Raw genomic sequence first — 21,714 nt, forward strand, 5'->3', positions numbered from 1 at the left:
CATCGGATAGTGACGATCCGTTCCGATAAAGGTACGAATGAAGCGCGTAGAAGCGGAAAACAAAGGGGCCCGCAATGGCACGATTCACCGTTGTCACACTCGGGATGGTCGCTCTTTTGGCACTGGCCTTGATAGTCGGCGCGCCGTTTAGCGTTCTGGCCCTGCTATATATCACCGTCGTCACGTTTTTTATGGACAAGCTGACGGCACTGGCCGCACCGGACCATCCCGGTGCCGAATTCCCCGCAGGCAATGGCCTTTCGGTAACGCTAGGAGTGGTCCATTTCCCGCTGCTGTTTGGCGGGGTCTGGGCAATCGGAGCCTCAGATCTCGCGGTGCTCGACAAAGTGTTCATCTTCTTTGCCCTATCGCTGTTCCTAGGTCAGGTAAGCAATTCCAATGCGCATGAGCTGATTCACCGGTCTGCCCGCCCCCTACACCGTTTAGGGGTCGCGGTTTATAGCTCTATCCTGTTCGGGTTTCACGCCTCGGCTCATGTTCGGGTGCACCATATCTATGCCGCAACCCCGCGTGATCCTAACTCGGCGCGACTTGGGCAAGGGTTCTACCGGTTTGCGGCCCGCGCCTGGATCGGTGCATTGCGGCAAGGTTATCGCGCCGAAGCCACGTTTCGCAAAGGGCGCGGGATACATCCTTATGCCATTTACGGGGCATACGCGGCCTGTTCGCTGGCTATTGCCAGTGTTCTGGCCGGCTGGGCGGGCGTTGGGACGCTGCTGGGGTTGTCTCTTTATGCGCAGCTTCAACTGCTGCTCTCGGACTATGTTCAGCACTATGGTTTGCAGCGGGTCAAGGCCGCGCCAAACAAGTGGGAACCGGTTGGCCCCAAGCACAGTTGGAACAGCCCGCATGGCTTTTCCTCGGCATTGATGTTGAACGCTCCGCGCCATTCAGACCATCACGCGCATCCCAATCGCCCTTATCCGGGTTTGGAATTGGATCGGGGGGATATGCCAATTTTGCCCCATCCCCTTCCAGTTATGGCTGTTTTGGCCTTATCCCCCCCGCTTTGGCGCAAAGTCATGGACCCGCGTGCAAAAAAATGGACGTCATGATGGGCAATGGCCCGCCCATTCGCAGTGGCAGGGAATCCCCGACTTTCCGATAGGCCTGAGTTCTGGCAAAAGAAGGACCATGAAACAGATTCTTGCCCCCGTACTCAGTGCTTTGATCGCAACAGCAGCCCTGCCCGCATTGGCGGCAGAACCGCTGAGCGCCACGCAATTCGAATCCTATGTTTTGGGTAAAACGTTGTATTTCGGTCAGGCCGGCCAATCCTATGGTGTCGAAGAATACCTACCTAACCGCAAAGTGCGCTGGTCCTTTCTGGACGGCAAATGCAAGGACGGTATTTGGTACGAAGACGCCGGACAAATCTGTTTCGTCTATGAGGACACGCCCGAACCGCAATGTTGGTCGTTTTTTGACGAAGGAACGGGCCTGCGGGCCGTGTTTGAAAACGACCCGGCAAACACCGTCCTTTATGAAGCCCAGCAAAACGATGAACCCATGCTCTGCCTTGGGCCGGATGTGGGCGTTTGACGCGTTAAACCGCCGCCATGCCCTGCCGCAAATAATCGCTCAGAGTATCAACCAGTTGCTTTTTACCTGACCCTGCATAGAGGTTGATGCGCTGCGTTCCGAGGTCGGGCAATGCATTGCCCCCGTCGATTGGCTCAAGATAGGGCGGCGCGTGCCCCTCTAGCTTGACCGTTACAGCCAGATCAGCGCTTACCGTTGCATCGACGGCCTTTTCGCTGTCCGATTCAACGGCCATTTCCCATTCGATGCCCGCTGCATCCAGACGTTTCAACGTGTCTTCACGAAACACACAGCGCCGACAAAAGGCCACCCGCAGGGGCCGCGTCTTCCACACTTGGCCATCAGGCACACCAATCCAGTTCAGCGGCACAGTGGTCAGCGTCTCTCCGCCGCTATCGACGCCGGTTTCTGTGGTGAGGATCACATCCACTTCGCCTTTTGAAAACTGATCTTTCAGGGTCTTAGTGAAAGAGCTGACCAGCTGCACTTTGACCCGAGGATGGGTGCGCCCCATCCGTTGCAGCACCTCTGGAATCACCGGATAGATAATGTCTTCGGGCACGCCGAGAATAATGTCGCCCTCCCAATTCTGGTCCGTCAGCTTGGTATAAGCCTCATCATTCAGATCAACGATCTTTTGCGCATAGGTCAGCAATTGTGCGCCAGCAGGGGTCAGGGATACACCGCGCCCGGAGCGATCCAAAAGCTGAAGGTTGAGCATTTCTTCCAGACGCTTCAACTGCATCGACACCGCAGACTGCGTCAGGTTCAAAAAGCCTGCCGCCCGCGTGACACCGCCCGAATTGGCCACAGCCATAAACGAGCGCAAAGTTGTGATGTCTAAATTTCGCATTTATCACATTCCTTGATGGCTTTCGTCATTAACATTCGTTTCACAAATCAATCATGGCGCGACATATATATCAACAACAAACATACAAAACAGACATTTCATCACAAACCGTGAAGGGAACCACCATGATCCGTGCCGCATCGCAATTTGCCCCTATGTTTAGTCTACACCCCCTGTCCGCAATGCAGGCATGGGTGGAACAGTTGCGTCATCGCAAAGCAATGACCACTTTGGATGAGGCAGGGTTGAGGGATTCCCATATGAACGCAGCCCCCGCACTGCAAGAACAAGCGCGAGTCCTTTGGGATGCGCCGGATCACTGGACAAAATAAAACAAAAACTCTCAGGATTTCATGCGGTATTCCTTGAAAAATCACGCCACATAGCCAATATCTGAGACATAAACCCGTGCATCTTGCGCGGCAGATATTCGACACGGAGGCTTTTATGGCTCAATACGACACGGTCAGCTCCGCGGGCATTGGTGCCCGCGCCGCACAGATCGACGCAGGGCTTCGTGCCCACATGAACAAAGTGTACAGCACAATGTCGATCGGCATGCTGATCACATTCGCAGCGGCATGGGCGATTTCCAACCTCGCCGTTACCAGCGATCCGAGCGCTGCCGTTGGTGCCATTCGCGAAGGGACTTATCTGACCGACTTCGGCTACGCTATCTATGGTAGTCCGTTGAAGTGGGTCATCATGTTCGCCCCGCTGGCCTTTGTTTTCGGCTTTGGTGCCGCAATGAACCGCATGTCCGCCGCCGGTGTTCAACTGGTCTTCTTTGCATTTGCAGCAACCATGGGCCTGTCGATCAGCTCGATCTTCTTGATCTACACTGGCATGTCGATCATTCAGGTCTTTTTGATCACAGCGATCGCTTTTGCCGGTCTGTCAATCTGGGGTTATGTCACTAAGAAAGACATTTCCGGTTGGGGATCGTTCCTGATCATGGGCGTGATCGGTATTCTGGTCGCATCGGTCGTCAACATCTTCTTGGGCTCCGGCATTATGCAGCTGGCGATCTCCTGCTTGGGTGTGCTGATTTTTGCGGGTCTGACTGCCTATGACACGCAAAACATCAAAAACACTTATATCGAACATGCCCAGCATGGCGATCAGGAATGGCTTTCCAAAGCCGCCATCAGTGGCGCGCTGAGCTTGTACCTCGACTTCATCAACATGTTCATGTTCATGCTCCAACTGTTTGGCAATCGCGAATAACAGCGCGCGAGCTTACCGATTGAAGAAGGGCCAGCAGTCACGCTGGCCCTTTTTTTTTGCATGAACTTCAGACAACACCTGCGGCGAATTCTTGCCCAGATCAATAAATCTTGGTTTCAATTGGCCTCCGAACGCGTCAATCTGCACTTGCAGTTCAAAACTTCGCTATTTGGGAAATTAATTGATGCGTAGCAGTACCTTGGCCATTGCCGCCGCCCTGGGGGCCACACCAGCTCTTGCCCAACCCGGTGACATCTGGGATCTGATCGGCCAGATCCAGATCGACGAGCTTGTGACTGAAAACAGCTATGAAGTGCGCAAGAGTTTTCCCGCAGGGATCAGCGAAACCGACCAAGAGATTGAGATCAGCGGCTATGTCGCGCCCATGTTTCCTGGCGAACAGGTGCGGGAATTGATCATGGTTTCGGACATGGGGTTCTGCCCGTTTTGCGGAGATCCCGACCATGGGGCCAGCTTACAGGTATCTCTGGCTGACCCAATCGGCATGATCGACGAAGGCCAACGCATCACTCTGCGCGGCCAACTCAGCCGCGTGAACGACCCCGAAACATGGCAAGCGGTCGTGCTCAAAGAGGCGCAGGTCGTCACCCGCTGACGCAATTTTGGGCCGGATGTTACAACCGGCCCTTATTCTCTTAGTGCAAGGAGCCGGAGACCGGCTCCAACGCCACGACACACGCCGGTTCATGCGCCAAATGCTCTGAACCGTCGGTTTTCGCATAGGCCAATAGCTCTGCGATATCTTGCCCTTCGGCGACATCGCCAAACAGATAGCAACCGGCCTGCGAGCCATAGTAAGCCGCTGTGCACGTTTCCGGGCAGCCAGACAGCGTAACCTGCCCCGATATCTCGAACTCCGGCCCAAGGCTGGTTCCCGCTGCCGAAATGCCTGCCTGCAAGCGCTTCAGCATCTCATACCCTGCCGAACAGAATCCGCCGCGAATCTTACATCCGGTGCAAATCGTCATTCGAAAAGGGGTGTGGTTTAGGGGTTTGGTCATCAGGTCGCCCTCCGCGCCAGTTGGCAGGGAAGAAAAAGCCTGTTGGTTCAATGGCTGTGGCCACAGTGTTCATTATCGCAAGCCTTTCCCGGATCGCCCCGCCCGAGTTACGTTTCAGTTGCGATGGCAGGTCTCCTGACTTGCGGATCAATGCGCGCCTGCTCCTTCCCAAAACCGCACCTTTTCTTGGTTCGGCGTCAGTGGATTAGCAGACATGCTCTTCGCTTACAGTTGCGGGGGCAGTCCCGGAATTGGCCCAATATCAGGCCGCACCGTGTTCCCTATTCTTTCAGGCCAACCGGCTGGCGGACATGAAACCATCATCTGCAAGGTGCCCAATTCTGCGGGACAAGTCAAACACCTGCGCGACAGTTTCCAGCTCCAAACCGCCATCTCGATCGTCCAGAAATAGCAAAAACCGCGCCAAGGTTTCCCTCGCGCGGCTTGCATCTTTGGAAAATCCAAAAGAAAGAAAGCTTACTTAATTTTGCCTTCTTTATACTCAACGTGCTTGCGCACAACCGGGTCGTACTTTTTCACAACCATTTTTTCGGTCATGGTACGGGCATTTTTCTTGGTCACGTAGAAGTGGCCGGTGCCTGCGGTCGAGTTCAGGCGGATCTTGATTGTGGTAGGCTTCGCCATGGGTCGTCTCCTGCAACGATGGGCGTGTGCCCACGTAAAATCTTGAATTTGTCTTTTACTGCCCCCCTGCCCCAAGTCAACCGCTTGCGGACAGATTCCTTATCAGAATTTGGTCATTCCACCGCATTGCGGCCAGTTTGTGCCCAGCCTAGCGTCTGAGCGTCCCAAATGTCGGAGTTTTCCATGCCCAAAACGCTCTTTTCCACCACACTGGCCCTGATGCTGCTGACCACCAGTGCGTTGGCACAGGACTTTGACCGTATTGATTCTGAGCCCGAATTTCGCGCCCTTGCCTTGGATAAAACCCTGTATCTGGGGGACACACAGGTCACCGTGCACGACAAAGGCGCGATGACAGTTGTTTTCAAGGGCAAGGAAATCACCGGAACATGGCAATGGGAAGACGGCTTTTTCTGCCGCATCCTAAAAAGCTATTCGACCAAAGCAGATTGCCAGCTGTGGGAATATGATGGCACCGATTTTCGCATCGCCCGCGACAAAGGCAATGGCCAGGCCTTCGTCTATACTGTGCAACCGGAATAAGCGCGCGGAAGGCCTATAAGCCGGATTTTGTCCCCCTTCGGTTGCCCTAAGGATCGACGACCATTCATCTGGGCCATGCGTTGCCACATGGCTCTTGCTGCCAACCCGAACCTCTCAGGCCAAAGCTGCCCTGCCCCGATATCCCCCGAAGGGGATCAGACGAACGCGAGGTTCCTATTTGGCATTGCTCCTTGGTGGGGCTTGCCATGCGGGGACTGTTGCCAGCCCCCCGGTGGGCTCTTACCCCACCGTTTCACCCTTACCGCACCATGTGATCCCTTGGCGAACCTCAGGCATGGCGGGCGGTTTGTTTTCTGTGGCGCTTTCCGTCAGGTTGCCCTGCCCGGGCGTTACCCGGCACCGATGCTTTGCTGAGTCCGGACTTTCCTCACCCTTGCAGGTGCGGCCGTCCAGCCTTCCGCGCTTGGCTGCCCTACCTGCGCCCGCTAGGCGCGTCAATCCCCAAGACCAATCCAAATCAGCGCGTCTGATCGCCGACCCGAGGACGCCGCTCATAGCGCGGCAGGACGAGAAAGCAAGAGCGCCGCAAGGCGCACCTTTTTTGACAGCGTCAATCGCCCCGCACGCGTTAGCGCAAGACCAGCGGCTGCCGAAGCCACTCGCGCAGCACCTCAACAACCTGTTCCGGCTGTTCAAGCGGCGGTAAATGCCCCGCGTCGTCAATCACACTCAGCGTGGCGCCTGGAATCAGCTCAGCCAAAAATGTATGGCGCTTCAACGGCCAGATCACGTCTTGAACACCACAAATAATCTGCGTTGGCACAGCGATCTTGCGCAACGTGGTTTGTTGATCCCGGCGGCGCTGCATCGCACGTGCCTGACGCACATAACAGTCAGATCCTAACCCCTGCGCCATATCGGCTACCAAAGCCAAAATCTCGGTCCGGTGCGGGCTCATGGCCAAATCTGATTGTTTGATTTCCTCGGCCATCACTTCACTCAGTTTGCCGGTGCGCGCCCGAATGATCAAAGGGTCACGCGCCGCCGCTTGCTGCGGCGTATCGGCCAGCGGGGTGGTATCCATCAGTGCCAATCGCGATACACGGTCCGGTGCCCGCCGAATAACCTCAAGCGCAACAATCCCGCCCATTCCAAGCCCCGCCAGTGCAAACCGTTTGGGCAAAACATCCAGCAATCCCGATGCGATTTCTTCTATCCGTTCGCCATGGGTTATGGGTGCAGTCATCACAGCGTGATCGCGCGATAGATCTGCTATCAAAGGTCCGAACAGCCGTGCATCACACATCATGGCTGGTAAAAACACGACAGGTTCACGCATCGATAAGTTTTTCCTTTTCGCAAGCAGGCCAAGACCCGATTGCGCGCTCGATTGCCTTTGGGCCGCACCCTACCAGACGCACAGGCAATGGGAAGATGCCAAAGAAAAACGAGACGCATTTCTGCGCCTCGTTTCAATCATTTGACCGGTTTGTGCCCGATTATTGATCCAGCTTGTCCCAGAAATACTTCAGATGCTTGTTCACCACTTGATTATACCGGTCGGACTGGCGCAACTCGGCCAATCCAGCGTTGAAACGATACATCATTGTGGTGCCCCGCCAATGACGCTTTGAGATAATCATATGCATGGTTTGCACAGAAAGAGGCCGTGTCAGCGGTTCAATTTCGCCGCGCAGGCCCATCTGATCCACCATGTGCGCTCCGTTGAACACATTGGCTGAAACCGCATCGACTTCGCCCGCCATCAAGGCTTCAAAACAGCCTTTGAACTCATTGCGGCGCTCCAGATTGATCAAGCCTTTGGACAACCACTGGCGGTCCTGACTGTCGAGATCATGCACAAACTGTCCAGCGGCGCGGCAAATCGTTTTGCCATGAATGTCGCCGTCTTGTTCCCACTTGAATTCTTGCCCCTTGCGCACCCACAGCAATACCAAAATCTCAACCACTGGGTCCGAGAAATGGAAGTTTGCGCAGCGCGGCTCTTCTGGGGTTTCCTCGCAGTTTGGTTTGAACCAAGGAAAGCCCATATCATAGGTCTTTTCATCCAACATCGGGAAGAGCTGTTTTGACCAATCCTGTTCAAAGGTCACAGAATACTTCACCGGATTGGGTGTTTCTTCCATCACCGCATGCACCAGTTCGGTTGTCATGCCTTGGCCCAGCCAGTTCAGATCGGAAAACGGCGGGCGCCCCGTGCCGGTCAAAAGCTTGATCTCTGCTTCTCCCTCGGACACGTGGTACGGGGTCACCTCGGCCGCGGCGACCGCTTCTTGACCCGGAATACACGGAATGGTCAGCACATCTCCGGGGTTGATTTGAAACACGCTGGTTTGCAGCATTTCTTGGTTCGCATAATAGATCAGCGTCCACTTTTCAGGATCGCCAAAGCGCTGTTCTGCAATACTGAACACGGTTTCGCCGGGCCGAACCGTGTAGGTTTCGGCGGGGCAATCCTGCGCTGCGGCCGCCAGTGGCGACAGCAACGCAGCAAGGGACAAAAGAAGACGCTTCATCATTTAGAACTCTGCCCAAATGCGGGTCATGTGTTCGTCGATGATCCGTTGATAGGTTCCATTTTCTTTGATCATGGCGAGGCCTTTCTCAAATTCTGCCAACAATGCTGGCCCATTGGGGTGTGATTTGTGAACAACCATATGGTTGCCATCGACTGAAATGGGCTGCCCCTGTGCGATCTGCACTTGGTCTTGCAGTCCCATTTCCTTTATTTTCTTGCGGCCGGTGAATTCATTCAGCACCGCGCCGTCAACTTTGCCTTCGGCCAAGAGATCAAAGCAATCCGCCGGACTGTCACCGATGTGCAGCGTGATATGCTTGTCTTTCAGCCAGTTGCGGCCATTTTGATCAAAGATATACGTCGAATAGCCCTTGGGGCGGCACAGGGTTTTGCCCTGTAAATCGGCATCCGTTGTAAAGGTGATCGGCTGCGTTTTATTTACAAACAGCAGCATCAAGACTTCGAACATGGACTCCGAAAACCGCAGGTTTGCGCAGCGATACGTTTCGGGGTCGGCGTCGCAATCAGGCTTAAACCAAGGGAATCCGATATCCAGCAGCGCATTCGACAAGAGCGGTTCGTGGTGCGACGACCAGTCATTGACCCAGTGCACGGCATAGCCCTGCGCCGGATTCGCCGCCTTCATTGCTTCTTCCACCACATCAGCCAGAATCCCGCCCTTGGGCAGGCCACGATCGGTAAACGGCGCAAAGTCGTCCCCGGTCAAAATGTTGATCTTTTTGCGGGTCGCCGCATTGCCCGGAGCCACAACCAAGGGCGCTGCCGGCACAGCTGCTGCTGCCTCGATCACCGCAACGGAAGTCCCGCCCTTCAGGCCGGTTGGCATGCCGCCAATACAGGCCATACGCAGCTTCATTCCGACGCGGATATTGTTCGGGTTTGACCCGATTTTATCGTTGTTGTTGCCATGGATAGATGTCCATTGGCCAACATTCTTGTACAACTTGTCTGCAATCAAAGACAGGCTGTCGCCGCGCTGTACAGTATATTCTCCACCGCAGGTCTCTTGCGCAGAGGCCGACATAGAGCTGGCAACAATGGCAGAGGCCACAAGCGCACTTAGGCGTTTTAGCATAGGTTCTTTCCCCAAAATCCCGTTAACAAATGGTCGCCCATGTGGTGGCGGGGGTCAACGGCCTACCTAGGGATTGTGGTCAGGCCTATAGATACAAAGGGTTTTCGAGTATTTTGCCGGCTACAGATGCCGCTCTTTCAGGAAAATGGGCTATCTGACAGCGACTTATCCACAGAATCGAATTGATGAAACGGGGCGACGGGTTCGGCTTCCCATCGCCCTGCTCAGGCTTTAAATCGTGGGTTACAAACCTGCCCAAATGCTCGACATATGTTTGTCGATGACACTCAGGTATTGGCCGCTTTCGCGCATTTCACCAAGGCTACGATTAAAGGACGAGATAATCTGATTGGCCTGCGGGTTGGATTTATGCGCCACAGCGTGCAGGCCTTCAATCGCCAAGGGGCGGCTGAGCTGCAATTCGACCTGACTGGAAACACCCATATCCTTGGACACGATCCGACCGGTGAATTCGTTCATAGCCACCGCGTCTGTAGTCCCGGCGATCAGGCGCGAAAAGCAATCCTCAGCAGTTTGCGGCATCTGCAAACGGGCCCCTACGCGGGTCAAGAAATCAGCGCCTTGCCCGTTGCGACCGGCAGCCTGATGGCCCAAAGGTGCGCACACACGCATGCCGTCCAGATCAGCCTCAGAGCGATAAGTGACCCCGCTGCCTTTTTTGGTGAACAGCACCACCAACATTTCAAACATCGGTTCGGAATAAACAAAATCGGTGCAAAGGCGGGTGTTGCCCGCGACGTCGCAATCCGGTTTGCGCCAAGGGAAAGCAAGATCAACCATGCCTTCGGACAGCATAGGATCAAGGTGGACCGAGCGGTCATTGACCCAATAGAACTTGTGCTTGCCCAAGTCATCAGACGCGACAACAACCCGATTGACCAGATCTGTGATCAAACCCGAGTTTAACTGCAAACGATTGGTAAAGGGGCGGAAATCGTCTCCGGCCAACAGTTTGAGCTCAATGTCCTGGCTGCGGCGCTGTGCGGCGCGCTGGCGATCTTCAGGCTTGTCGGTTGTTACCGGTGTGGTTCCGGTGACGGCCGCCAGTTTCACGGAATCCAGCGGCGTACCACCTTCTAGACCAAGCGGCATACCATCAATGCAAGGAATGCGGTATTCGTGTCCTACACGGATGCTATCAGGGCTGCTTATCTTACTGATATTATTCCGGTAAATAACGGTCCACTGGCTGACATCCTTGTACAAATAATCAGCAATCAATGACAGTGAATCGCCGCTGCGGACCTTATAGACCCCGCCGCATGTTTCCTCGGCCAAAGCGGCCCCCATGCTGGCAGTCCATAGCGTCGCCGCCAACGCCAAAGCGCGTTTCTTCATGAGTCTTTCCCCCTACTCGTGCCGTCCCCTTCTCCCGAGAGTTCAGCACCGCAAGCGTCGCTTATCTTGTGGCAGCGGTCAACAGTTCCACTACGGAGTGTGGTTCCCCCATAGGTTTCAAAGGCTTCCTTTGGTTAACGCAAGGGAAGTCAGGATAAATGGGGGAGTTATCCACAGAATCACTGCGCTGTATCCGAATCTATTGCGACCGCGCCAAAAGAAGCGAAAAGCCGTTGCAGTTGGGATCGTTGGGCACAAAATCTTCGACCTCAGCGCCACCTGCTTGTAAAAGCGTGGTGTATTCAACCAGCGCCAAAGACGCGCTGTATATTGTATCGCTTCCAACGCGGCCGGTCACTTCGCCTTCGTCCGGGCCAACGGTCAGCAGCAACCGACCACCCGGTGCAAGGTGACGTGCAATGGCGGGAACTGCCAGCCGCTGTTCGTCCGGCTTCAGGTGAAAAAAGCTGCCCCAGCCGATGATTGCCTCAAACCTCTGGTTCAGTTTTAGCTGCCGCATATCCGCCTGTACCGCCCGCGCCTGTGGCAAACGACCCGAAAACAACGACAGCATCCGATCCGAGAAATCCGCACCGGTCACTTCGAAACCTTGCGCAACCAGCCATTCACCGATCGGAGCGCCAGCCCCGCATCCCAAGTCCAGAACCCGCCCGCCTTCGCTCACATCTTGTGTGACACGCTCAAGCCAGTTCCGCTCAAACAAAGTACGGTTGCGTCCACGGTCATATACCTCGGCCTGCCGTTGATACACGGCATGTGTTTCCCGCGACAGGGCATCTAGCCGGTCTCTTTCACGATCTGTAGCCATACAGCGGCCTCATCCAATAGAGTCCATTCCCGGCGCAACCCCCATGGGCCAAATTCAGCATGGCTGATGCCCATTACATGTACATGCGCGCCGGTGGGCTTGCCAAAAGCCCCCCAGCCATCGTGCCGCCCGGTCAGCGACCATCGTACCGCCGCGCGCGGTGGCATCAAGGTCTCTTCCATGCCGATCCGGTGGTGAATTATGAATTCGGCCGAGGGAAAGGCCGCCCGCAGCCCTAGCCAAAAAGAATCTGCCGCAGCCCAGCCGTGCACTTCTTTGCCGCCCGGATAGCTCATCTGGCAGGCGCGATCATATTGTTCTGGGATAACAGAGAGTTCGCCCATCATAATTTGTTCAAGGATGGTCCCAAAGGCTGCGCCCCATTGGTTCGCGTTGCCCGCCCCTGTATAGGGCCCAACCTCATCCAATTCAGGTCGAAACGGTTCGGATTTCGGTCCTGAACCGGTCAATTGATCGCGCGCCCAGTTTTGTGGATCAAGCCCGAGTTGGCGCAAGATTGCACCGCTGTCCATCACCCGCCATTCTTCGCTGATGTGGTTGTTTTTGGCATAACGGTCAGCCATTTCGCGAAATCTGACGGTGGTTGCATTGGCCGGACCATAAGGGCCAGAGCCACGATGGGTTGCATCCGACAAGATCCTTTGCGACCCCAACATGCCAATCCGGTCCGTTCCTGACCAAATCACATCTTCACCCAACATCGCGCGATCTGGAAAAGCGACAAGGCACTCCATCGCCAAATCAGCAACGGCTTGTACCCCAAACCCGATGCCGCGTGGTGTACGCATGGTGACATCCGGATGGTAGTATTCTTGGATACGAGACATCAGCCCACGCCGTTCCCATATTTCGCGGGTCGAGGTGAACAAATAGTCGGGGAAATCCCGAAATTTTGGATCAAATCCTTGCATCGGGCCACCTTCCTTTGCCTGTCCGTGCCAAACTGCCTTTCTTCACAAGTGACCAAACAAGGTTAATACCCGGTTATGATCGACCGGCAGGATAGGAGATTCCCTGGAATTTCGGAAAATCAGCATAGCGATCTTGGCGAATCTGCAACGGTTCTTCGGGATCGGCCCCCGGCCGCAGCAAACAGCCACGCGGCGCGACGTAGCTATCGATCCGGCGCTGCGGGTTTGGCCGCCATGTCAGATTGAACGCACATAATTTTGGAAAGAACCACATCTCGGAGTAGTCGAGATGATCATGTATCCACCATGCCAGATCGCGCCAATCACGCCCTGTGCTGTATTGATCGGCAAACCACGGAATTACAATGGACGCCCCCGCAACGGGCACCTCGGGCAAATCCCAGATGTGGCATTCCAGCGGATAGTCATTTCGGGCGCAGTTAAGTTTATGAGCGTTGCCGAAAGCGTTCAGCCGCGCGGACCGATATCCAGACCTTAGAAAGATCCGGCCAAAGGTTTCTTCAATTGGATCAAGAAGCGTTTCGCAAAATGCCCGCCCCCGCTCCAACGCTAGATCAGGATCATCGGGAATGTTGCTGATTTCGTGAAAGCTCCCGATTTCGGAATACAAAAACTCGCGCATCCAAAAGTGTTTCGACAGTCGCTGGCGGCCAAGGGTCTCAAGGCTCCACATTGATGCGGGGCGGCGCATTTCAGCCCGCCCGCCGCATCAATACCCACCCCAACGAAAGGCCCCGTCGTCTGGCCGCAGCGCAGAAAACGGGTTGTAGGCAATTTCCCAAATATGCCCCTCGGGGTCAGAGAAATACCCGTGGTAGCCGCCCCAGAACACGTCCTGCGGCGGCTTGAGTACTTTGCCACCGGCACCGGAAACCTGCGCCATAACGGCGTCCACTTCGTCCTTTGAACGCATGTTTTGCCCCAAAGTCATCGCCCCGCGTCCCAGATCCGCGGCCGGCACGCCGATATCTTCGGCCAAAGCGGCCAGCGGGTATAGGCCAATTGCCTGCCCAAGCAGATCATACACCACAATGTTGTCCGGTGTTTCCACCCGTTTCCAGCCCAGCGCCTCATAAAACCGCGACGCAGACTCAACATCTACCGTGCCCAAAGTAATCAAGCTTATGCGCTGTTCCATCAGTCTACCTCTTGGGTTCAATCTACTCTTTCACCGGTTGGTGACCCGTTACATGGAACACCAACCACACCAATTTGGCAGCGCCAACATGTCAAACGGTGCAAAAACGAATTAATCCAAGATGTCTTGCAAGGCTTTTTCGATCAAGACCAAAGACTGCGGTGAGGAAAACCGGTGATCTTCGCCTTTGACCAGCGTCAGGTGCATGTCGTCGCTGTTGATGTGATCCAGCAGCTTGAGTGCTGTATCGCGGGTCACAGCCTCATCCGCTGTGCCTTGTAGCAAACGAACGGGCCAAGGCATGTTGAGAGGGCTGCGAAGAACCAACTGTTCCCGCCCGTCTTCGATCAACCTGCGGGTTACCCAATAAGGATCGTCAAATTGCGAAGGCATCTCAAGATGCCCCTCTTCCATGACTTGGCGGCGCTCAACGGCATTAAATCCTGCCCAGAACTCTTCCTCGGTGAAATCCGGGGCCGCTGCGATGCCAACAAACCCGACAGTTTGCGACAGTCGTTTGGATAAGATGCAAGCGATCCATCCCCCCATGGAGGATCCGACCAAAACCAAAGGGCCAGTGACCAACTGCTTGATAACCAAAGCCGCATCCGCGGCCCAATCACCAATACACCCTTTTTCGAATTCTCCTCCTGATTTGCCATGCCCGGAATAATCAAGTCGCAGGAACGCCCGTCCCTGCGATACTGCCCAAGCTTCAAGATGCACCGCTTTGGTGCCCTCCATGTCCGATCGGTATCCGGACAGGAATACAATGCAAGGTCCGTCGCCCGGTGTATAGACATAGGCCAATTGCCCGCGCGGACCGTCGAGATAACAAATATCTGCCATCTAAATCTCCGTTATTCTTTGGGGAGCATACCGATACACCATTTAAAAAAAACATTTTTCTAGTTGAATTTGGAGACAAGCCGCCAACACAACCTTAACCACTTTCCAACACCCTGTGAGCGCTAACCAATGCTTTGCGCCAACACCCTGCTGATTTCGGTCAGGGTTCGCCCGCTTTGCGCAGCCCATGTATTGAATGCCTGTTTCACAGCGGCCTTGGCCTTTTTTGAGGTCGGGGCCTTGTCCACCACCCCTTCGGCAACCAAACGGGCCACGACATCAGCAGACAGGATATAGCTTTCCTTGCCCATTGAGCGCAGCAAATAGGATCCGGTTCCACCGCCCAGCCGCGCCCCGTCCTTTTGCAGCCAATCCAAAAGACCTTGGAAATCCTCCGCAGGCCAGTCACCGATTTTGCGACCGAAACTGCCATGCGTTTGTGCGACAGTTTGAATAAATGCGGCGTTTTCCTGAATAGCGCGCACTTTGGGCGGGCTGCGCACAATGCGCTTGTCTTCGATCAACTCATAAAACCAGTCTTCAGGCATGAAGGCGACGCGGGCCACGTCAAAGCCGTGAAAGGCCTCTTCAATGTCGGGCCATTTGTTTTCGACCACCTTCCAGCTGATCCCTGCCTGAAAAATACCGCGCGCCATTGCGGCCAGCCAGCGGTCATCAGGGATAGCGGCCAGCTGATCTGGTGTTTTGGGTGTCGCAATCCCGCCCAGAACAGCAGACTGCCCACCTTTGCGGTCTGCGGCGATTGATAAAATCTCGTCAAAGCTGCGCATGTCCGCCCCTTCCTGTTTAGGTGCACAGTGTCAGAGCATCACACAAAGCAAAAGTTAGATCTTTGGGATGCCCCCCAAAACACTGTTGCTAACGAAGGCTGACGCAGGCCTGCTTGTGTTACGGGCCACCCCTGTGCCCATCGGGACCGGCAATCACATCAACGTCCCATCATACGGATGTCGGCTGAACCGATCGTCCTTATGATCTATGCTTGACACCCTTTGTTGACGGGCGCAAAACCGCGTCCGAACCAAATACCCGCAACCGGGCGCTTCGTGGGCGCCAAACTGACGAGGAGAGCCAAAACATGGCCCAAATCTCTCTCACATTTCCCGATGGCAACGCGCGTGACTACGACGCAGGTGTAACCCCTGCAGAGGTCGCAGCCTCCATCTCCAAATCCCTGTCCAAAAAGGCGATCTCGGCCACCGTGAATGGTGAGCATTGGGATCTGGCTTGGCCGATCAATGACAGCGCGTCGATTGCCTTGCATACCTTGCAAGACGAAGAGCAAGCGCTTGAGCTGATCCGGCATGACTTTGCGCATGTCATGGCCCGCGCTGTGCAGGAAATCTGGCCCTACACCAAGGTCACAATCGGGCCAGTAACCGATCATGGCTGGTTCTACGATTTTGACCGCGAAGACTCTTTCACCCCCGAAGATCTGGGTGTCATCGAAAAGAAGATGAAAGACATCATCAATGCGCGCGACGCCGTGCGCACCGAAATCTGGGACCGTGACCGCGCCCGTGCATTCTATGAAGATAGCAACGAACCTTATAAGGTGGAACTGCTGGACCGTATCCCCGAAGGGGCTGACATTCGCATGTATTGGCATGGCGACTGGCAAGACCTGTGCCGCGGCCCGCATTTGCAACACACCGGCCAATTGCCCGGTGACAGCTTTAAACTGATGGGTGTGTCCGGCGCACATTGGTTCGGCGATACCTCGCGCCCGATGTTGCAGCGCATCACCGGTGTCGGCTTTCGCAATCGCAACGAACTGAAAGACCACCTGAACTTCCTTGAGGAAGCCGCAAAGCGCGACCACCGCAAGCTGGGCCGAGAGATGGACCTGTTCCATCTTCAGCCAGAGGCCCCCGGTCAGATTTTTTGGCATCCGAACGGCTGGACCATTTACACAATGCTACAAGACTACATGCGCCGCGCCCAAAAGCGTGACGGATATGTCGAGGTCAACACACCGCAAGTGGTGGACCGGAAGCTTTGGGAAGCCTCGGGACATTGGGACAAGTATCAAGAGAACATGTTCATCGTCGAAGTTGACGAAGAGCATGCACGCGAAAAGGCCGTGAATGCCCTAAAGCCGATGAACTGCCCTTGCCACGTCGAGATTTTCAAACAAGGCCTGAAATCCTACCGCGACCTGCCCCTGCGCATGGCCGAATTTGGATCATGTAACCGCTATGAACCATCGGGTGCCTTGCATGGTATTATGCGGGTGCGCGGGTTTACCCAAGATGACGCGCATATTTTCTGCTCCGAAGACATGATCGAAGCAGAAACCGAGCGGTTCCTGAACTTCCTGTCTGCGGTCTACAAAGACCTCGGGTTCGAAAGCTTCAAGGTCAAATTCTCGGACCGCCCCGAAGTGCGCGCCGGAACCGATGAGCAATGGGCAAAGGCCGACAAACTGCTGGCCGAAGCCTGCGATGCTGCGGGCTGTGCCTATGACCTCAACCCCGGCGAAGGGGCATTTTACGGTCCAAAACTGGAATTCGTTCTGACAGACGCGATTGGCCGCGATTGGCAGTGCGGCACCTTGCAGGTGGATTTCATTATCCCCGAACGTCTGGGCGCAACCTACATTGGCACCGATGGCGAAAAGCATACACCTGTTATGCTGCACCGTGCCTGCCTTGGGTCGTTTGAACGGTTCATCGGCATCTTGATCGAAGAGCATTCCGGAAAATTGCCGTTCTGGATTGCCCCGCGTCAGGTTGTTGTCGCTTCGATCACATCCGAAGCCGATGACTATGTCCAAGAGGTAGTTGCGGAACTGCTGGCTGCAGGGGTGCGCGCCGAAGCCGACATTCGCAACGAAAAGATCAACTATAAGGTCCGCGAGCATTCCGTCGGCAAAGTGCCCGTGATTCTGGCCGTTGGTCACCGCGAAGTCGAGGAGCGCACCGTCACTGTACGCCGCCTTGGTCAAAAGCAGACTTCGGTTACAGGCCTGACAGATATCGTGAGCGAGTTGTCAAAAGATGCCACACCGCCCGATCTTTTGTAACAATTGACCAAAATTTGAGCATCAAAAGGCCCCGATATGTTTCGGGGCCTTTTCTTTTGCGCTGGGTTTCCTGCAAGATTCGCGAAAATCCTGCATTTCCCACTCACGAAAAACCTGCCCGCTCTAACGCCCCCGTGATGCACGGCCCCGTGATTGGAGATTGAGGAGCCAATTGGCGCATTCTGATTTCACCGGACGGCAACGTCGCCAACCGGAACCAGTTTTTGAAACCAGAGGATGAACCCAATGTCTAACACCATCAAAACCGTTGCTCTCGTTAGCGCCGTCGCAGCTTCTTTCGCCGCCCACGCAACCTCCGCAGCCGCTGATGGCGCAAAAGAAAAGTGCTTTGGCGTTTCGCTGGCAGGTGCAAACGACTGCGCCGCAGGCCCCGGCACAACCTGCGCCGGCACATCCAAAGTTGACTATCAGGGTAATGCCTGGACGCTGGTCGACGCCGGTACATGCGCTGACATCGAACTGCCCGCAATGGCCGACGGCGGCAAGCGTATGGGCTCGCTGGAAGAGCTCAAGCGCGACATCCCAATGTAAGCATCTCTGGTGGGGCGGATTTTTCCGCCCCTTACCATCCTGCCCCAATCCCCCGAGGCCCCCGATGTTCGATCAGACAAATGCCCTGCCCCCGCTGCCCGGTGTTGGCTACAAACCCCAGCATTTTTCGGACATTTTGGAAAATCCCGCGCCTGTTGGCTGGCTAGAAGTCCACGCCGAAAACTATATGGGGGATGGTGGCCGTCCCTTGGCGCAATTGCGGGCGCTTTCGGAACGTTTTCCTATTTCAGTGCACGGCGTTGGCCTGTCGATCGGCGGCGAAGACCGCCTTGATCCAGACCACCTTGCCCGGCTCAAACACCTTGTAAGCTGGCTAAACCCCGCCAGTTTTTCCGAACATCTGGCTTGGTCAACTCATGACAGTCATTTCCTCAACGACCTTCTACCGCTGCCCTACACCAAAGAGACTTTGACCCGCGTTGCCGATCACATAGACCAGCTTCAAAACGCCATCGGGCGGCCCATGTTGCTTGAGAACCCCTCGTCCTATTTGGCCTTTGAACAAAGCACCATGTCCGAGACCGATTTCCTGCGCGATGTCGCCCGCCTTAGCGGTTGTGGCTTGCTGCTCGACGTGAACAACGTATTTGTCTCAGCCACCAACCTTGGCTACTCACCGCAGGGCTATATTGAAGACTACCCGCTTGATCTGGTTGGGGAAATTCACCTTGGCGGCCACGACGAAGACCACGACGACCACGGTGCACCATTGTTGATCGACAGCCATGGACGCGAAGTCGCCGATCCGGTTTGGGCGCTTCTTGATCTGACACTGGAAAAATCCGGACCCAAGCCTTTGCTCATTGAATGGGACACCGACGTGCCGGACTGGCCTGTTTTGGCAGCCGAAGCAGGGCGCGCCGCCTCTGCTCTCGCCCAAGTTTCCGCCTGACCCCTCAGACAAAAGGACGCCAGCATGACCACACAAACCGACTTTCGCACAGCTTTGCTGGATGCCTCGTACCCTGTGCCTGCCGGGTTGGTGGATGGACGTGGACAGGCCGCTGGACGGCGCTATGACGTCTACCGCAACAATGTAGCGGTGTCCTTGCAAGACGCGTTGGAAACCGCCTTTCCTGCAATTGCATCCCTTCTTGGTCCTGATAATTTCGCAATGGCAGCAGGGCTTTATCTGCGCCAGCATCAACCGGGATCCCCCCTGATGATGCACTACGGAGCAAGTTTTCCAGCGTTTTTGACCACGTTAGAGCCGCTTAAATCCATTGGCTATCTAGCGGATGTGGCACATTTAGAGGTCGCAGTTCGGCAAAGCTACCACGCTGCAGATGCACCAGTATTTGATCCCGCCCGCTTGCAAGGGCTGGACGAAGACGCCTTGATGTCCGCACATCTGATACTGGCCCCCTCGGCACGTCTTCTCAGATCGCCTTGGCCGGTTTTGTCGGTCTATTCTTTCACAATGGTGCCCGGCAGCCCGAAACCCTCGGCCATCGCCGAAGACGTGTTGATCGCCCGCGCAGAATACGATCCAACCCAACATCTACTGCCCCAAGGCGGGGCAGATTTCATCGCAGCCTTACAACAAAACCAACCCTTTGGCGCGGCATTAAACGCTGCAGGGGATAGTTTTGATCTGGGGCCCACATTGTCAGTGCTGCTGCAAAGCGGCGCGCTGACTGACATCGTTTTGACCTAAGGAGCCGCCATTATGGACCGCCTCGTTTCTCTTCATAGTCTGATTTTTGGTGCTGTTGAACGCTTCGGAGACGCATTGTTGCCTTTGCTGTCGCGGCTGGTGTTTGCTGGCGTTTTGCTGGTCTATTTTTGGAAATCGGGCCTGACCAAGCTCGGCGACGGTTTGCTCGGTTTTATCGTACCATCCGTCGGGGCATATGCGCAGATTTTCCCCAAGCAGCTCGAAGCGGTTGGCTATGACAGCTCGCAGCTCAGCATTTTTCACTGGGCGGTTGTTGTCGCTGGCACATGGGCTGAGTTCATTCTGCCACTGATGATTGTGATTGGACTGTTTACCCGCCTTGCCTCGCTGGGAATGATCGGTTTTGTCGTGGTTCAAAGCCTGACCGACTTATACGGCCATGGCGGTATCGAGCATGTTGAAACCTTTGGCGCATGGTTTGACGCCGCGCCGGACTCGGTCATTATGGACCAACGTGCCTTATGGGTGCTGGTATTGGTGACACTTGTCATCAAGGGCGCGGGGGCCCTGTCCGTAGACAGGGTTTTGCAGACACTGCGCCCCTCTCAACAGCCGGTACAGGCCTGATACGGTTTCAGAAGTGTGACTTTGGTTCGTCGGGTTTACCGGCGGCCACAGCCAAAATCCCGCCAAGCCCCGCAAAGGCAATCGGGAACATTGTGAAGGCGTTGAAGCCAAAGGCGAAATACATTCCGCCAGCCGATACCAGCAACAGCAATCCGCCCCACAGCGCCCGTGCCTTGGCCATCGCGCCGCCAGCAATTGCCAACATCGGCGACAAGATCGACATCACCCGCACCAGCTGCGGGTTTTCGAACATCCCGAACACTTCTTCAATCTCGCCGTATTCGCGGACCAATTCGGTATAACCAAACCCGAAAAAGCCAACTAGCATCCCAAAGACGCCAGCGATGATCCCAAGTGTCAAAGCTGCATTACGCATTTTTGTGTCCTAGCTCGGCTTGAACCGTCTTGTCCCAACTCAACCACATCTGATCGCCATCAACGATCAAAGGACGTTTCATCAAGGTTGGATGGGCTTTGAGCAACGCCATAGGATCCTTGGAGCGCTCATTTTCTGGCAGATTGCGCCATGTTGTTGATCGCGTGTTCAGCAATTTTTCGCCGAAGCGTTCAAAGGCAACCGACAAGACCGCGTCGGGAACCCCTTCTTCACGTACATCCACAAAATCAATTTCCGCCAGAGCTTTACGGGCTTTTTTGCAGGTATCGCAGGTCTTCAATCCGTAGAGGATCATGATCTCTCCTGTTTTTCTCAAGGTTCACATATGCCCGTGGAAACTGAAATACGAGGGAGTTTTTCTTGATTTTTTTCCCCAACGCGCAATCCTGCTGGCGTGAATTTCGATGATCGGGACCCAAGCGGATATTTTACCGTCCGGTCCTGAGAGGCGATTGTCACAGGGCGGCCGCGTGCAATGCGAGGCCTGGAAAAACAGATTGAGAAAGGAGCACGGACTCATGCCTTCAGGCACCGTGAAATGGTTTAATACCACAAAAGGCTACGGCTTTATTGCCCCCGATGATGGCGGAAAAGACGTATTTGTTCACATCTCGGCGGTTGAACGTTCCGGCTTAACCGGCTTGGCCGACGATCAAAAAGTTAATTTTGAACTGCAAGAGAACCGCGATGGGCGGGTTATGGCTTCGGATCTGGAACTTATATAACCATCTGTAAAAAAACAAGAATGACAAAGCGGGCCGTTTCCCGTTGGTTTTGGCCCGCAGATTTTCAAACGATCCAGAGCATTCAAATTAATGTCTATCTGGATAGAGCAACAGTCAGCCTACCTTCCGTGCTAGTTTACCTTGGGGGTGA

27 protein-coding genes, 1 other RNA gene and 1 riboswitch are annotated in these 21,714 nt (G+C 55.1%); of the genes, 12 read left to right on the forward strand and 16 right to left on the reverse strand.

Annotated features, from left to right (window positions below; translation table 11 throughout):
* Window positions 1–74: 74 nt before the first annotated feature.
* On the forward strand, window positions 75–1,076 hold the full coding sequence (locus C8N36_RS15375) for an alkane 1-monooxygenase (protein WP_097805712.1): 1,002 nt from the start codon (window positions 75–77) through the stop codon (window positions 1,074–1,076).
* Window positions 1,077–1,155: 79 nt separating this feature from the next.
* Window positions 1,156–1,563 carry a hypothetical protein gene (locus tag C8N36_RS15380; protein WP_170125889.1) on the forward strand — a complete coding sequence of 136 codons (408 nt, stop codon included), beginning with the start codon at window positions 1,156–1,158 and terminating at the stop codon, window positions 1,561–1,563.
* 4 nt (window positions 1,564–1,567) lie between these two features.
* On the opposite strand, the gene C8N36_RS15385 is transcribed toward C8N36_RS15380, so the two are convergent.
* Window positions 1,568–2,416, reverse strand: a complete 849-nt coding sequence (locus C8N36_RS15385; protein WP_097805713.1) for a LysR family transcriptional regulator — start codon at window positions 2,414–2,416, stop codon at window positions 1,568–1,570.
* 125 nt (window positions 2,417–2,541) lie between these two features.
* Between C8N36_RS15385 and C8N36_RS15390 the strand changes: the two genes are divergently transcribed.
* The 3 genes from C8N36_RS15390 (at window position 2,542) to C8N36_RS15400 (ending at window position 4,259) form a co-directional block, all read left to right on the forward strand.
* Complete coding sequence (locus tag C8N36_RS15390) at window positions 2,542–2,748, forward strand: hypothetical protein (protein ID WP_141468135.1); 207 nt, start codon at window positions 2,542–2,544, stop codon at window positions 2,746–2,748.
* A 115-nt stretch (window positions 2,749–2,863) separates the two neighbouring features.
* The gene (locus C8N36_RS15395; RefSeq protein WP_097805715.1) at window positions 2,864–3,643 is read left to right on the forward strand and encodes a Bax inhibitor-1/YccA family protein; all 780 of its coding nucleotides are present in this window, start codon (window positions 2,864–2,866) and stop codon (window positions 3,641–3,643) included.
* A gap of 184 nt (window positions 3,644–3,827) precedes the next feature.
* The gene (locus tag C8N36_RS15400) at window positions 3,828–4,259 is read left to right on the forward strand and encodes a hypothetical protein (RefSeq protein WP_097805716.1); all 432 of its coding nucleotides are present in this window, start codon (window positions 3,828–3,830) and stop codon (window positions 4,257–4,259) included.
* A 40-nt stretch (window positions 4,260–4,299) separates the two neighbouring features.
* Here the strand turns inward: C8N36_RS15400 and C8N36_RS15405 are convergent, their stop codons facing one another.
* Together C8N36_RS15405 and rpmG are read right to left on the reverse strand one after the other, a co-directional pair.
* Window positions 4,300–4,665, reverse strand: a complete 366-nt coding sequence (locus C8N36_RS15405) for a thioredoxin domain-containing protein (RefSeq protein ID WP_110767920.1) — start codon at window positions 4,663–4,665, stop codon at window positions 4,300–4,302.
* A gap of 108 nt (window positions 4,666–4,773) precedes the next feature.
* Window positions 4,774–5,002, reverse strand: a riboswitch (cobalamin riboswitch).
* Window positions 5,003–5,142: 140 nt separating this feature from the next.
* Window positions 5,143–5,310, reverse strand: a complete 168-nt coding sequence (rpmG, locus tag C8N36_RS15410) for a 50S ribosomal protein L33 (RefSeq protein ID WP_058315632.1) — start codon at window positions 5,308–5,310, stop codon at window positions 5,143–5,145.
* 183 nt (window positions 5,311–5,493) lie between these two features.
* On the opposite strand from rpmG, the gene C8N36_RS15415 reads away from it, so the two are divergent.
* Window positions 5,494–5,853 carry a hypothetical protein gene (locus tag C8N36_RS15415; RefSeq protein ID WP_141468137.1) on the forward strand — a complete coding sequence of 120 codons (360 nt, stop codon included), beginning with the start codon at window positions 5,494–5,496 and terminating at the stop codon, window positions 5,851–5,853.
* On the opposite strand, the gene rnpB is transcribed toward C8N36_RS15415, so the two are convergent.
* The 11 genes from rnpB to C8N36_RS15470 form a co-directional block, all read right to left on the reverse strand.
* An RNA gene (gene rnpB, locus C8N36_RS15420) (RNase P RNA component class A) lies at window positions 5,854–6,275 on the reverse strand.
* 167 nt (window positions 6,276–6,442) lie between these two features.
* Window positions 6,443–7,153 (reverse strand): alpha/beta fold hydrolase, encoded by a 711-nt coding sequence (locus C8N36_RS15425; protein ID WP_097805719.1) that lies wholly within the window; start codon window positions 7,151–7,153, stop codon window positions 6,443–6,445.
* Window positions 7,154–7,313: 160 nt separating this feature from the next.
* On the reverse strand, window positions 7,314–8,354 hold the full coding sequence (locus C8N36_RS15430) for a LysM peptidoglycan-binding domain-containing protein (RefSeq protein ID WP_097805720.1): 1,041 nt from the start codon (window positions 8,352–8,354) through the stop codon (window positions 7,314–7,316).
* Window positions 8,355–9,449: a transporter substrate-binding domain-containing protein gene (locus C8N36_RS15435; RefSeq protein ID WP_097805721.1), complete on the reverse strand. Its 1,095-nt coding sequence runs from the start codon at window positions 9,447–9,449 to the stop codon at window positions 8,355–8,357.
* A 243-nt stretch (window positions 9,450–9,692) separates the two neighbouring features.
* Window positions 9,693–10,808: a transporter substrate-binding domain-containing protein gene (locus C8N36_RS15440; RefSeq protein WP_097805722.1), complete on the reverse strand. Its 1,116-nt coding sequence runs from the start codon at window positions 10,806–10,808 to the stop codon at window positions 9,693–9,695.
* A gap of 199 nt (window positions 10,809–11,007) precedes the next feature.
* Complete coding sequence (locus C8N36_RS15445) at window positions 11,008–11,637, reverse strand: class I SAM-dependent methyltransferase (RefSeq protein ID WP_097805723.1); 630 nt, start codon at window positions 11,635–11,637, stop codon at window positions 11,008–11,010.
* Window positions 11,607–12,569, reverse strand: a complete 963-nt coding sequence (locus tag C8N36_RS15450) for a nuclear transport factor 2 family protein (RefSeq protein WP_097805724.1) — start codon at window positions 12,567–12,569, stop codon at window positions 11,607–11,609. Before C8N36_RS15450 ends, C8N36_RS15445 begins: the two co-directional genes overlap by 31 nt.
* A 73-nt stretch (window positions 12,570–12,642) precedes the next feature.
* Entirely contained in the window at window positions 12,643–13,263 is a 621-nt protein-coding gene (locus tag C8N36_RS15455; protein ID WP_097805828.1) for a hypothetical protein, read from the reverse strand.
* A 36-nt stretch (window positions 13,264–13,299) separates the two neighbouring features.
* Window positions 13,300–13,728 carry a VOC family protein gene (locus C8N36_RS15460; protein WP_097805725.1) on the reverse strand — a complete coding sequence of 143 codons (429 nt, stop codon included), beginning with the start codon at window positions 13,726–13,728 and terminating at the stop codon, window positions 13,300–13,302.
* A 111-nt stretch (window positions 13,729–13,839) separates the two neighbouring features.
* On the reverse strand, window positions 13,840–14,577 hold the full coding sequence (locus C8N36_RS15465; RefSeq protein ID WP_097805726.1) for an alpha/beta hydrolase: 738 nt from the start codon (window positions 14,575–14,577) through the stop codon (window positions 13,840–13,842).
* A gap of 122 nt (window positions 14,578–14,699) precedes the next feature.
* Window positions 14,700–15,368 (reverse strand): DNA-3-methyladenine glycosylase I, encoded by a 669-nt coding sequence (locus C8N36_RS15470; protein WP_097805727.1) that lies wholly within the window; start codon window positions 15,366–15,368, stop codon window positions 14,700–14,702.
* A 308-nt stretch (window positions 15,369–15,676) separates the two neighbouring features.
* On the opposite strand from C8N36_RS15470, the gene thrS reads away from it, so the two are divergent.
* The 5 genes from thrS (at window position 15,677) to C8N36_RS15495 (ending at window position 20,441) form a co-directional block, all read left to right on the forward strand.
* The gene (thrS, locus tag C8N36_RS15475; protein ID WP_097805829.1) at window positions 15,677–17,623 is read left to right on the forward strand and encodes a threonine--tRNA ligase; all 1,947 of its coding nucleotides are present in this window, start codon (window positions 15,677–15,679) and stop codon (window positions 17,621–17,623) included.
* Window positions 17,624–17,869: 246 nt separating this feature from the next.
* On the forward strand, window positions 17,870–18,175 hold the full coding sequence (locus tag C8N36_RS15480; RefSeq protein WP_097805728.1) for a BufA1 family periplasmic bufferin-type metallophore: 306 nt from the start codon (window positions 17,870–17,872) through the stop codon (window positions 18,173–18,175).
* Between the two features lie 64 nt (window positions 18,176–18,239).
* Complete coding sequence (gene bufB / locus C8N36_RS15485) at window positions 18,240–19,088, forward strand: MNIO family bufferin maturase (RefSeq protein WP_097805729.1); 849 nt, start codon at window positions 18,240–18,242, stop codon at window positions 19,086–19,088.
* A gap of 24 nt (window positions 19,089–19,112) precedes the next feature.
* The gene (locus C8N36_RS15490; protein ID WP_097805730.1) at window positions 19,113–19,853 is read left to right on the forward strand and encodes an HvfC/BufC N-terminal domain-containing protein; all 741 of its coding nucleotides are present in this window, start codon (window positions 19,113–19,115) and stop codon (window positions 19,851–19,853) included.
* A gap of 12 nt (window positions 19,854–19,865) precedes the next feature.
* A complete protein-coding gene (locus tag C8N36_RS15495; protein ID WP_097805731.1) occupies window positions 19,866–20,441 on the forward strand; it encodes a DoxX family protein in 576 nt (191 codons plus the stop codon).
* A 7-nt stretch (window positions 20,442–20,448) separates the two neighbouring features.
* On the opposite strand, the gene C8N36_RS15500 is transcribed toward C8N36_RS15495, so the two are convergent.
* A complete protein-coding gene (locus C8N36_RS15500; protein WP_097805732.1) occupies window positions 20,449–20,817 on the reverse strand; it encodes a hypothetical protein in 369 nt (122 codons plus the stop codon).
* Window positions 20,810–21,133: an ArsC/Spx/MgsR family protein gene (locus tag C8N36_RS15505; RefSeq protein ID WP_097805733.1), complete on the reverse strand. Its 324-nt coding sequence runs from the start codon at window positions 21,131–21,133 to the stop codon at window positions 20,810–20,812. The genes C8N36_RS15500 and C8N36_RS15505 overlap by 8 nt, the downstream gene beginning before the upstream one ends.
* Before the next feature lie 223 nt (window positions 21,134–21,356).
* On the opposite strand from C8N36_RS15505, the gene C8N36_RS15510 reads away from it, so the two are divergent.
* Window positions 21,357–21,563, forward strand: a complete 207-nt coding sequence (locus C8N36_RS15510) for a cold-shock protein (protein WP_097805734.1) — start codon at window positions 21,357–21,359, stop codon at window positions 21,561–21,563.
* Window positions 21,564–21,714 lie beyond the last annotated feature (151 nt).

It is taken from the genome of Pelagimonas varians (genome assembly GCF_003208435.1).
GTDB classification, from domain to species: domain Bacteria; phylum Pseudomonadota; class Alphaproteobacteria; order Rhodobacterales; family Rhodobacteraceae; genus Pelagimonas; species Pelagimonas varians.